The sequence below is a fragment of the Microvirga tunisiensis genome (assembly GCF_009296175.1).
Taxonomy (GTDB): Bacteria; Pseudomonadota; Alphaproteobacteria; order Rhizobiales; family Beijerinckiaceae; genus Microvirga; species Microvirga tunisiensis.
On record NZ_VOSK01000223.1, the window covers coordinates 1 to 10,627 of the forward strand.

At 60.5% G+C, this 10,627-nt stretch carries 11 protein-coding genes and 1 pseudogene; 10 read left to right on the forward strand and 2 right to left on the reverse strand.

Annotated elements, in window-relative coordinates; genetic code table 11:
- Positions 1-120: 120 nt before the first annotated feature.
- A complete protein-coding gene (locus FS320_RS30805; RefSeq protein ID WP_338105554.1) occupies positions 121-621 on the reverse strand; it encodes a DNA adenine methylase in 501 nt (166 codons plus the stop codon).
- Between the two features lie 272 nt (positions 622-893).
- Positions 894-1,173, reverse strand: a pseudogene (locus FS320_RS30810) (resolvase); the annotation flags it as partial.
- 482 nt (positions 1,174-1,655) lie between these two features.
- Here FS320_RS30810 and nifH point away from each other — a divergent pair.
- The 10 genes from nifH (at position 1,656) to FS320_RS30860 (ending at position 10,493) form a co-directional block, all read left to right on the forward strand.
- The gene (gene nifH / locus FS320_RS30815) at positions 1,656-2,549 is read left to right on the forward strand and encodes a nitrogenase iron protein (RefSeq protein ID WP_152716163.1); all 894 of its coding nucleotides are present in this window, start codon (positions 1,656-1,658) and stop codon (positions 2,547-2,549) included.
- A 103-nt stretch (positions 2,550-2,652) separates the two neighbouring features.
- On the forward strand, positions 2,653-4,155 hold the full coding sequence (nifD, locus tag FS320_RS30820; RefSeq protein ID WP_152716165.1) for a nitrogenase molybdenum-iron protein alpha chain: 1,503 nt from the start codon (positions 2,653-2,655) through the stop codon (positions 4,153-4,155).
- Between the two features lie 124 nt (positions 4,156-4,279).
- Positions 4,280-5,821 carry a nitrogenase molybdenum-iron protein subunit beta gene (gene nifK, locus FS320_RS30825; protein ID WP_152716177.1) on the forward strand — a complete coding sequence of 514 codons (1,542 nt, stop codon included), beginning with the start codon at positions 4,280-4,282 and terminating at the stop codon, positions 5,819-5,821.
- A 61-nt stretch (positions 5,822-5,882) separates the two neighbouring features.
- Entirely contained in the window at positions 5,883-7,373 is a 1,491-nt protein-coding gene (gene nifE / locus FS320_RS30830) for a nitrogenase iron-molybdenum cofactor biosynthesis protein NifE (RefSeq protein WP_152716167.1), read from the forward strand.
- A gap of 9 nt (positions 7,374-7,382) precedes the next feature.
- Positions 7,383-8,765, forward strand: coding sequence for a nitrogenase iron-molybdenum cofactor biosynthesis protein NifN (gene nifN / locus FS320_RS30835; RefSeq protein ID WP_152716169.1), 1,383 nt, complete (start codon positions 7,383-7,385; stop codon positions 8,763-8,765).
- Positions 8,731-9,222 carry a nitrogen fixation protein NifX gene (nifX, locus tag FS320_RS30840; protein ID WP_152716170.1) on the forward strand — a complete coding sequence of 164 codons (492 nt, stop codon included), beginning with the start codon at positions 8,731-8,733 and terminating at the stop codon, positions 9,220-9,222. Before nifN ends, nifX begins: the two co-directional genes overlap by 35 nt.
- A 17-nt stretch (positions 9,223-9,239) precedes the next feature.
- Positions 9,240-9,719 carry a NifX-associated nitrogen fixation protein gene (locus tag FS320_RS30845; protein WP_152716172.1) on the forward strand — a complete coding sequence of 160 codons (480 nt, stop codon included), beginning with the start codon at positions 9,240-9,242 and terminating at the stop codon, positions 9,717-9,719.
- 27 nt (positions 9,720-9,746) lie between these two features.
- On the forward strand, positions 9,747-9,950 hold the full coding sequence (locus FS320_RS30850) for a CCE_0567 family metalloprotein (RefSeq protein ID WP_152716174.1): 204 nt from the start codon (positions 9,747-9,749) through the stop codon (positions 9,948-9,950).
- Positions 9,947-10,264 (forward strand): ferredoxin III, nif-specific, encoded by a 318-nt coding sequence (fdxB, locus tag FS320_RS30855; protein ID WP_152716176.1) that lies wholly within the window; start codon positions 9,947-9,949, stop codon positions 10,262-10,264. The genes FS320_RS30850 and fdxB overlap by 4 nt, the downstream gene beginning before the upstream one ends.
- Positions 10,265-10,349: 85 nt before the next feature.
- Positions 10,350-10,493: an exopolysaccharide production repressor protein gene (locus FS320_RS30860; protein WP_244627505.1), complete on the forward strand. Its 144-nt coding sequence runs from the start codon at positions 10,350-10,352 to the stop codon at positions 10,491-10,493.
- Positions 10,494-10,627 lie beyond the last annotated feature (134 nt).

The following is a 10,627-nucleotide window of genomic DNA, read 5'->3' on the forward strand; positions in this document are numbered from 1 at the left end:
GGCGGCTATCTCGCGCGTGGGCATGATCCGCCGCCAGGCAACACCGTCATGTGGAGAGGACTTTCGCGCCTGATGGACATCGAACTCGGCGCCAGGATCGGAGCGCAAATCTATGGGTAATTAAAAGTCGGCCAAGGCATCCCGATTGAAGCGGGCGTCGATCTTCCATTTGCCCCGCTGATCGTAGCCGCCAATCGGCCCAGCTCCGATCACTATACCCGAGCGGCTCGTCCGGTTGAGGAAAAACGTCGCGAAACCAAGCTCGAAGCTGGACTCACTGGAACTTTCGACGATCTTGCGGGACGCATGCCATGTTTGGAGGTCGACAGGCGTTCTAAGAATTGCTTCGGAAAAGCGCTCGGGCTCGTCGAGGATAAACTTCCAAGCAGAGTAAACCTTAGGATCAGCATCATTGAGGTGGAGTTGGTCAACAGCGCCTAGCTTCAGAAGGATTACGGCCGCGCCAGCACCACCGCAGAACGGCTCGGCATAGTACCGAGGTCCTGCAGGAAGAGATTTCAGCCGCTCAAGTAAATACTTATAAAGAAATGCCTTTCCGCCTGGATAACGGAAAGGTGAAATCGAACGAATGGTCGACATTTCCTCGGCCGTTGCGCTCACTTTGCCCGCCTCACCATGTCATTTAGACGCCACTGCATAGTTGCTAAAGCGCCGATTGCCAATCTAACAAGATATCATTAAAGGTTGGCTAAAGTCGGCGTCCGCATGCCATGACCAGCGAGTTATCCAGAATAATCTGGAATTGTCCTGGTGTTTTACCTCAAGAAAGTATGTCGAGGCTTGCCGCAACACCCAGCAGGTCGAAGCAGATTTGATTTCCTAATCCGAGCCTGTTTGAACCCGTTGCAAAGGACGCTATGCGGCCCTGTGTTCTACGCCCGCTTTGCGAGTTTGGCGATTGTCGCTCGGCTGCACCTGGTAGCAGCCTGAATATTCGACCATGATGCCCCGACCTTGAGCATCGAGATGATCCCGGCATTGCGGACAGTGTTCTCTGGGAGTCCCTTGTAGCGGCCTGCAACCTTGGCCTTTGCCTGCCCCCTGGGCCTGACGGCGGCGGCGGTCCTCGTAGTCCTTGCGGGCCACGGCGGCCAGAACATCGAGCATCATACCATTGATGGCGTCGAACATGCGGGCGGTGAAGTCATCGGCCTTTGCGGGTCGCCATCATCCAGTGTGAAGATCGTCAGGTCCCGATGCCGTCTGGTGGCGATCTCGCTCGTTGCGTTCTTCCGCAAACGGAAAGGCAACAGATATCCGGCATGAAGCCTTCCACTGGGGGAGCTTGGATGTGCAAAGGCCTCCATTTCGACGCTCGTTGATCCAGCTGTGCGTACGCTGATAGATCGCCAGCCCTTATGGCTCTCCAGCGAGGTCAACGTATAGCGATCGCAGGTCACGCCATCCGACACCTTCTGTCGGGTTTGTCGGCTCTGTGACACAGGCTTGTTGAGCCTGTCACTTGTGTCGCCTCAGGCTAAATCGCTGAAAAACAATCGCAAAGTTCGTTCTTCGGCTCGATCCGCCAAATTGGCACGAGTTTTGAAACTCTCTCGTCGCGGGGCGGCAGGAGCTGCCGATCGACATGCATAGCGCGGGTAACCGCGATCGATGAAACGAAGGAAGGAATCAACATGGCAGGTCTGCGTCAGATCGCATTCTATGGGAAAGGAGGCATCGGCAAATCCACTACCTCCCAAAACACGCTCGCCGCCCTTGTCGACCTCGGGCAGAAGATCCTCATCGTTGGCTGCGACCCCAAAGCCGACTCCACCCGCCTGATCCTGAACGCGAAGGCGCAGGACACCGTCCTGCATCTCGCGGCACAGGAAGGTTCGGTGGAAGACCTCGAACTCGAGGACGTACTCAAGGTCGGCTACCGAGGCATCAAGTGCGTGGAGTCCGGCGGCCCCGAGCCGGGCGTCGGCTGCGCTGGCCGCGGCGTCATCACCTCGATCAACTTCCTCGAGGAGAACGGCGCCTATAACGATGTCGACTATGTCTCCTATGACGTGCTCGGCGACGTGGTGTGCGGCGGCTTCGCGATGCCGATCCGCGAGAACAAGGCCCAGGAAATCTACATCGTCATGTCCGGCGAGATGATGGCGCTCTATGCCGCCAACAACATCGCCAAGGGCATCCTGAAATATGCCCATGCGGGCGGCGTGCGGCTCGGCGGCCTGATCTGCAACGAGCGCCAGACCGACCGTGAGCTCGATCTCGCCGAGGCGCTGGCGGCCAAGCTCAATTCCAAGCTCATCCACTTCGTGCCGCGCGACAACATCGTCCAGCACGCCGAGCTCAGGAAGATGACAGTGATCCAGTACGCGCCGGACTCCAAACAGGCCGGGGAATACCGCGCGCTGGCCGAGAAAATCCATGCCAATTCGGGCCAGGGCACCATTCCGACCCCGATCACCATGGAAGAGCTCGAGGACATGCTGCTCGACTTCGGCATCATGAAGACCGACGAGCAGATGCTTGCCGAGCTTCAGGCCAAGGAAGCGACGCGGGCGGCCGCCCGGTAACCGCCGCTGCCGACAGGAGGCGCCGACCTTGACCCGGCGTGTCTTTCCATAAACGGCGCCTCGTCGGCGAGGCGTCACCCGAACCTTGAAAGGGGCAGGTCCCATGAGCCTGGACCACGAGAATGATGGCGCTCTCCATGAGAAGCTTATCGAGGAAGTGCTGTCGCAATATCCAGACAAGGCGGCGAAGCGCCGCAAGAAGCACCTCAGTGTTGCCTCGCGCGGGGATGAGATCGGCGAGGCGGGCAAGGTCCTGTCCGAATGCGACGTCAAATCGAACATCAAGTCCATTCCGGGCGTGATGACAATCCGCGGCTGCGCCTATGCCGGCTCCAAAGGTGTGGTGTGGGGTCCGGTCAAGGATATGGTCCACATCTCGCACGGACCAGTCGGTTGCGGTCAATATTCCTGGTCGCAGCGCCGCAACTACTACACCGGCATGACAGGCATCGACACGTTCGTGACGATGCAGTTCACCTCCGACTTCCAGGAGAAGGACATCGTTTTCGGTGGCGACAAGAAGCTGGAACAGGTCATCGACGAGATCGAGGAACTGTTTCCGCTGAACAAGGGCATCACCGTGCAGTCCGAATGCCCGATCGGCCTGATTGGCGACGATATCGAGGCGGTGTCGCGCAAGAAGGCCAAGGAGCACGACAAGACGATTGTGCCGGTGCGCTGCGAGGGCTTCCGCGGTGTCTCGCAATCGCTCGGCCACCACATCGCTAACGACGCGATCCGCGACTGGGTCTTCGACAAGAAGGAAGTCGAGTTCGAGCCCAGCGCTTACGACGTCAACGTCATCGGCGACTACAATATCGGCGGCGACGCCTGGGCCTCGCGCATCCTGCTCGAGGAGATGGGGCTGCGCGTGGTCGGCAACTGGTCGGGGGACGCCACGCTCGCCGAGATCGAGCGCGCGCCGAAGGCTAAGCTCAACCTCATCCACTGCTACCGGTCGATGAACTACATCTGCCGGCACATGGAGGAAAAGTACGGCATCGCCTGGATGGAATACAATTTCTTTGGCCCCTCCCAGATCGAAGCCTCTCTGCGCAAGATTGCCAAGCATTTCGGGCCGGAGATCGAGGACAAGACCGAGGCCGTCATCGCCAAGTACCGGCCCTTGGTCGATGCGGTCATGGCCAAGTACCGGCCGCGCCTCGAGGGCAAGACGGTGATGCTCTATGTCGGCGGCCTGCGTCCCCGTCACGTCATCACGGCCTACGAGGATCTCGGCATGGAGATCGTCGGCACCGGCTACGAGTTCGGCCACAACGATGACTATCAGCGCACTGGCCATTACGTGAAGAAAGGTACGCTGATCTATGACGACGTGACCGGTTACGAGCTGGAGAAGTTCATTGAGGGGATCCGCCCTGATCTCGTTGGCTCCGGCATCAAGGAGAAGTACCCGGTACAGAAGATGGGCATCCCGTTCCGTCAGATGCACTCCTGGGATTATTCCGGCCCGTATCACGGCTATGACGGTTTTGCCATCTTCGCCCGCGACATGGATCTGGCCATCAACAACCCGGTCTGGGACCTCTACGACGCTCCCTGGAAGAAAAAGGCCGTGCCGCTAGCGGCGATGGCCGCCGAATGAGACCTGGCCTCCCACGGGCAGGGAGGCCGATGAACGCCCGCAGGCTTTGATCCGCGGGAGACCTGAAACGTCTCGACATCCCTGTGCCGCCGTATGGCGCGGCCAGATGGAAGAGGTGACCACCATGCCGCAGTCGGCCGAAAAAGTTCTCGATCATGCTCCCCTGTTTCGCGAGCCGGAATACAGGCAGATGCTCGCCGCGAAGAAGCTGAATTTCGAATGTCCGCACCCGGATCAGGTCGTTACTGATCAACGCGAGTTCACCAAGACCTGGGAATACCGCGAAAAAAACCTCGCTCGCGAAGCGCTCGTCGTGAACCCCGCCAAGGCCTGCCAGCCGCTCGGCGCAGTGTTCGCGGCCGCGGGCTTCGAGCGGACGATGTCCTTCGTCCATGGCAGCCAGGGCTGCGTGGCCTATTACCGCTCGCACCTGTCGCGCCATTTCAAGGAACCTGCGTCCGCCGTTTCCTCCTCGATGACCGAGGACGCGGCAGTGTTCGGCGGCCTGAAGAACATGGTTGACGGGCTCGCCAACACCTACACGCTCTACGACCCAAAGATGATCGCCGTCTCGACCACCTGTATGGCGGAGGTCATTGGCGACGACCTGCACGGCTTCATTGAGAACGCCAAGAACGAAGGCTCAGTCCCGCGTGACTTCGATGTGCCTTTCGCTCACACGCCGGCGTTCGTCGGCAGCCATATCGATGGCTATGACAGCATGGTGGAAGGCGTGCTGGAGCATTTTTGGGATAACAAGGAGCGCACGCAAGCCGCTGGCACCATCAACATCATTCCGGGTTTCGACGGCTTCTGCGTCGGCAACAACCGGGAAGTGAGGCGCCTGCTCGACCTGATGGATGTGTCCTACATCTTCATCCAGGACGCCTCTGACCAGTTCGACACGCCGTCGGACGGCGAGTTCCGCATGTATGACGGCGGCACCAAGATCGAGGACGTGAAGGCGGCGCTTAACGCCGAGGCGACACTGTCGCTACAGCATTACAACACCCGCCATACGCTGAACTATTGCGCGGAAGTCGGGCAGGCGACGGCCTCGTTCCATTACCCGCTCGGCGTCCAGGCGACCGACGAGTTCCTGATGAAGGTGTCGGCGATCTCCGGCAAGGAAATCCCCGAGGCCATCCGCCTGGAACGCGGCCGATTGATCGACGCCATGGCAGACAGCCAGTCCTGGCTGCACGGCAAGAAATACGCGATCTACGGCGACCCTGACTTCGTCTACGCCATAACCCGGTTCATCATGGAGACCGGTGGCGAGCCGACCCACTGCCTCGCCACCAACGGCACGGCGACCTGGGAAGCCGAGATGAAGGAACTGCTTGCATCCTCGCCCTTCGGCAAGGATGCCCAGGTCTGGGCGGGCAAGGACCTCTGGGCGATGCGCTCGCTGCTCTTCACCGAGCCGGTGGACCTGCTGATTGGCAACTCCTATGGCAAGTATCTGGAGCGCGACACCGGTACGCCGCTGATCCGGCTGACGTTTCCGATCTTCGACCGGCACCATCACCATCGCTTCCCGCTCATGGGCTACCAAGGCGGGCTGCGCGTCCTAACGACGATCCTCGACAAGATTTTCGACAAGCTCGATCGCGAGACGATCGAGCCGGGCGTGACGGACTATTCGTATGATCTCACCCGCTAAGAGTGGCGGCCGGCCTTCGTCGAGGCCGGCCGTCTTCCGATGGCCTTTGGAGACCGGCGCCATGTTCTCGCTCAGTGCCAAAATCCAGGATGTCTTCAACGAGCCCGCCTGCGAGAAGAACCACGGCAAGGATGCCAAGGCGCGCAAAAAGGGCTGTTCGAAGCCGCTGACCCCCGGGGCGGCGGCCGGCGGCTGCGCCTTCGACGGCGCCAAGATTGTGCTGCAGCCGATCACCGACATCGCGCATCTGATCCATGCGCCGCTCGCCTGCGAGGGCAATTCCTGGGACAACCGCGGCGCGGCTTCGTCCGGGCCAACGCTGTGGCGCACAAGCTTCACGACCGACCTCAGCGAACTCGACATGGTCATGGGGCAGAGCGAGCGGAAGCTCTTCAAAGCGATCCGCGAGATCAAGGAAGCGTATGCGCCGCCGGCGATCTTCGTCTATTCGACCTGCGTGACGGCGCTGATCGGCGACGACATCGAGGCGGTCTGCAAGCGCGCGGCGGAAAAGTTCGGCTTGCCGGTGGTGCCCATCAATGCGCCCGGCTTCGTCGGCTCCAAGAATCTTGGCAACAAGCTCGCCGGCGAGGCGTTGCTCGATCATGTCATCGGCACGGTGGAGCCCGACGATGCCGGCCCTTACGACATCAATATCCTTGGCGAATTCAACCTCTCCGGCGAGTTCTGGCTGGTGAAGCCGCTCCTTGATCGGCTCGGCATCCGGGTGCGCGCCTGCATTCCAGGTGACGCGCGCTACCTCGACGTTGCCTCCGCGCACCGCGCCCGGGCAGCGATGATGGTATGTTCGACCGCGCTCATCAATCTCGCCCGCAAGATGGAGGAGCGCTGGGACATCCCGTTCTTCGAGGGATCCTTCTACGGCATCACCGACACCTCGGAAGCGCTTCGGCAAATCGCTGACCTGCTCGTGAGGAAGGGTGCCGATCCGGAGATCCTCGACCGCACCGAGGCGCTGATTGCAGAGGAGGAGGCAATTGCGTGGAAGAAGCTTGAGGCTTACCGGCCGAGGCTCGAAGGCAAGCGCGTGCTGCTCAACACCGGCGGTGTGAAGTCCTGGTCGGTCGTCCATGCGCTGATGGAAATCGGCATTGAGATCATCGGCACCTCGGTCAAGAAATCGACGGTGGAAGACAAGGAGCGCATCAAACAGATCCTCAAGGACGAGAACCACATGTTCGAGTCGATGGCGCCGCGCGAGCTTTACGCCATGCTCTCACAGCACAAGGCCGACATCATGCTGTCGGGCGGGCGCACGCAATTCATCGCGCTGAAGGCCAAGATCCCCTGGCTCGACATCAACCAAGAGCGTCACCATCCCTATGCCGGCTATGACGGCATGGTGGAACTCGTACGCCAGATCGACCTCGCCATTCACAACCCGATCTGGTGTCAGGTGCGGGAGCCGGCACCGTGGGATTGCCTGCCTGCCGTGGAGGAGGAGATGCTGGGAGAAGAGGGAACAAGAGCTACCGTCGACGCCTTCAAAGAATTCGCCGGCACGACGGCCGGCGACTTCGGTGAGTGTTGAGGTACGCCGATGGTCCGCATCCTTCCCCAGACCAAATCGGCGGCGGTCAACCCGCTGAAGTCGTCGCAGCCACTGGGCGCGGCCTTCGCCTTTCTTGGCGTCGAGGGTGCGATGCCGCTGTTTCACGGCAGCCAAGGCTGCACCAGCTTCGCGCTGGTGCTTTTCGTGCGGCATTTCAAGGAGACGATCCCGCTGCAGACAACGGCGATGGATGAGGTCGCAACGATCCTCGGTGGGGCGGACCATTTGGAGGAGGCGATCCTCAACCTCAAGACCCGCACCAATCCGAAGCTGATCGGGGTCTGCACGACGGCGCTGGTGGAAACCCGTGGTGAAGACTTCGCAAGCGACATCGCCAATATCAGAGCGAAACGTGGCGAAGAACTCGCCGGCACGAAGGTCGTGCTGGCCAACACACCGGATTTCCACGGCGCGATCGAAGACGGCTGGGCCACGGCCGTCACGGCCATGATCGAGACCATCACGCGGTCAGGCAAACAGGCGCGAGACACAAAAAAGATCGCCATCCTGCCCGGCTGGAATCTGACCGTTGCCGATATCGAGCATCTACACGAGACAGTGGAGAGCTTTGGACTGCAAGCGGTGATTTTCCCGGATGTTTCCGGCGCACTCGACGGCACGGTTCCTGATCGCTGGATTCCGACCACATATGGCGGGACGACCATCGACGAGATCCGCGAGCTTGGCACGGTGGCGCACTGCATCGCCATCGGCGAGCATATGCACCGCCCGGCTGAGGTGCTGCACCGGTTGACCGGCGTGCCTTACGTGCTGTTCCAGTCGCTGACCGGATTGAAAGGCGTCGACCGGTTCGTCTCGCTGCTGTCCGCGATTTCGGGCGCCGCGGTGCCGGCCAAGCTCCGCCGTCGCCGGGCGCAACTGCAGGATGCGTTGCTCGACGGACATTTCCATTTCGGCGGCAAGAGAATTGCGATCGCCGCCGAACCAGACCAGCTCTACCAGCTTGCGACCTTCTTCATCGGCATGGGCTCCGACATCGCGGCCGCCGTCACCACGACCGATACGTCGAAAATTCTCGATCAAGTGCCGGCGGAATCGGTCCAGGTTGGCGATCTCGGCGATCTGGAAGGTCTTGCCGCCGGCGCTGATCTTCTCGTCACCCATTCGCACGGACGCCAAGCGGCGGAGCGACTCGGCATTCCGCTCATGCGCGTTGGCTTCCCGATCTTCGACCGGCTCGGCAGTCAGCACAAGCTCACAATCCTCTATCAAGGGACGCGCGACCTGATCTTCGAGATCGCCAACATCTTCCAGGCCAACCAGCACGCGCCGACGCCTGAGACTCTTGATCCATTCCGTAACCGAGACATGCCAGATGACTCTCGTTCGTCGCCTCTCGCTCGTCACTGACGCGGTTCACGCATTGATGCCGGAGCGGCAAGCCGGCGCATTGCGCGTAGCGATCGTTACGCAAGACATGAAAGGCCTCAACGCCCATTTCGGGTCGGCCAAGCGCTTTGCCGTCTACGACGTGACGCCCGACGCGTGGAATTTCGTGGAAGCCGTGGCCTTCGATGACGTTTCCGACGAGAGTGGGAAGCATCGGACCGAGGGCGACGACCGCATCACCCCGAAGGTGGAGGCGTTGAAGGGCTGCCATCTTCTGTTTTGCCTGGCTATCGGCGGGCCTTCGGCAGCCAAGCTTGTTTCGGCAAAAATCCAACCGGTCAAGGTGCCTCAGTCCCAATCCATCGAAGACGTACTGTCGCGCACCCAGACAATGCTCAGGACGGCTCCTCCGCCCTGGTTGCGCAAGGTGCTGGCGGAAGCAGGCGTCCCCGACAAGAAACCGTCCTTCGAGGACTGAAATGAGGAGAACGCGAGATGTCTGATGCCGCGGTTAGCCCTGCTATCAACGAGGACGAAACAGCCCTTGCCACCCCTTTTGTCAAATGCCTAGTGCGGCTAATCCGCGCTCAGGATTCTTATGGGTCATGGGAAGGCCAATCGGATGCCGAGCTGCTGGCCGACTTCATCGTCACCAAGGAAGAGCGCCGTGCGATCCCGATCATCGGCGAACACGATCCGGACGTGCTGTGGCGGCTCGACCTTTTTTACAAGGCCGTCGGGATTGCGATCGAGGAGCGCTCCGGCCTGATGGCATCGCCGATGATGGAGATGAGCCATGAGGGCTTCGGGTGCGTGCTTCTCACGACCGGGCGGTTGGTCGTTCTGACGAAGACCCTGCACGACGTCCATCAGTTCGGCTTCGAGGCGCTTTGGAAACTCGCTGCGGCCAGTACGAAACTGGTCGACGATGCGATCGCCGTCATCGAAGCCTATCCCGACGTGGCGCGGGCGTGATGAAACCGGTTCTCGAGGAAGGGGATCATGCCAGACCTTAAAGAGCTGCAGAAGAAGGTCCGCAAGCTGCAGTGGCGCGCGGAAACTGCGAAGATAGAATTGCAAGATCTTGCCGAGGACCTTCCGGTCAACTGGACCGAGATCAAGGCGGTCGCCGAGAAAACGTTCAACGCATTTGCGGAGTCGGACGCTGCTAAGCGAGAGCTCGCAACGTTGGAGAGTTTACGATGACGGGCCCTTTCGTCACCCGCGACGGCTCCAGGTGGATGCCGGACTATCTGACCGCGATCGATGGCGCGACCTGCATCGGCTGCGGCCGCTGCTTCAAGGTCTGCTCGCGCGAGGTCATGCACCTTTACGGCATCGATGACACGGGTGAAATCCTCGGGGTCTGCGACGGCGAGGACGACGACTTCGATGGCCAGCTCAATCGCATGATCATGGTCGTTGATCATCCCGGCCGCTGCGTTGGCTGCGGAGCCTGCGCCCGTGTCTGCCCGAAGAACTGCCAGACCCATGTTGCGGCCGACAAGGTTGCTGCATGATCTGACGGACAAACCAGCGAGAACGGCGTTGCCCTTCAGGATCTTTGATCGCGTCCTGCGGCTGGTCCTGTACACCAACGCTCTAATGGTCTGCTTCGTCCCGCATTCCATCCGCACAGTAATCGTCACAACGCTGGCCTGTGCGCTGCTTCTTCAGGTAGGCTATTTCGGAAGCGTGCTCTTTCTGTTCTGGCTGCTTTGTCTGGAAAGGAGGACCTGGAAATCATGACGGGGGACGTTGGTGCATAATTGAGAGGTGGGCCGCATGCACCCCTTAGCCCTGGGGTTCAGACGAGGCGCTGGGATACTGGCATGCCAAGGCTGGTCATGATGTTGATGACCTTGCAGCCGACCGCAGCTTCG

What these genes read in the sequence shown, in the direction of transcription:
- nifH (WP_152716163.1), top strand. Translation starts at nt 1,656, where the DNA reads ATGGCAGGTCTGCGTCAGATCGCATTCTATGGGAAAGGAGGCATCGGC.
- nifD (WP_152716165.1), top strand. Translation starts at nt 2,653, where the DNA reads ATGAGCCTGGACCACGAGAATGATGGCGCTCTCCATGAGAAGCTTATC.
- nifK (WP_152716177.1), top strand. Translation starts at nt 4,280, where the DNA reads ATGCCGCAGTCGGCCGAAAAAGTTCTCGATCATGCTCCCCTGTTTCGC.
- nifE (WP_152716167.1), top strand. Translation starts at nt 5,883, where the DNA reads ATGTTCTCGCTCAGTGCCAAAATCCAGGATGTCTTCAACGAGCCCGCC.
- nifN (WP_152716169.1), top strand. Translation starts at nt 7,383, where the DNA reads ATGGTCCGCATCCTTCCCCAGACCAAATCGGCGGCGGTCAACCCGCTG.
- nifX (WP_152716170.1), top strand. Translation starts at nt 8,731, where the DNA reads ATGACTCTCGTTCGTCGCCTCTCGCTCGTCACTGACGCGGTTCACGCA.
- FS320_RS30845 (WP_152716172.1), top strand. Translation starts at nt 9,240, where the DNA reads ATGTCTGATGCCGCGGTTAGCCCTGCTATCAACGAGGACGAAACAGCC.
- FS320_RS30850 (WP_152716174.1), top strand. Translation starts at nt 9,747, where the DNA reads ATGCCAGACCTTAAAGAGCTGCAGAAGAAGGTCCGCAAGCTGCAGTGG.
- fdxB (WP_152716176.1), top strand. Translation starts at nt 9,947, where the DNA reads ATGACGGGCCCTTTCGTCACCCGCGACGGCTCCAGGTGGATGCCGGAC.
- FS320_RS30860 (WP_244627505.1), top strand. Translation starts at nt 10,350, where the DNA reads ATGGTCTGCTTCGTCCCGCATTCCATCCGCACAGTAATCGTCACAACG.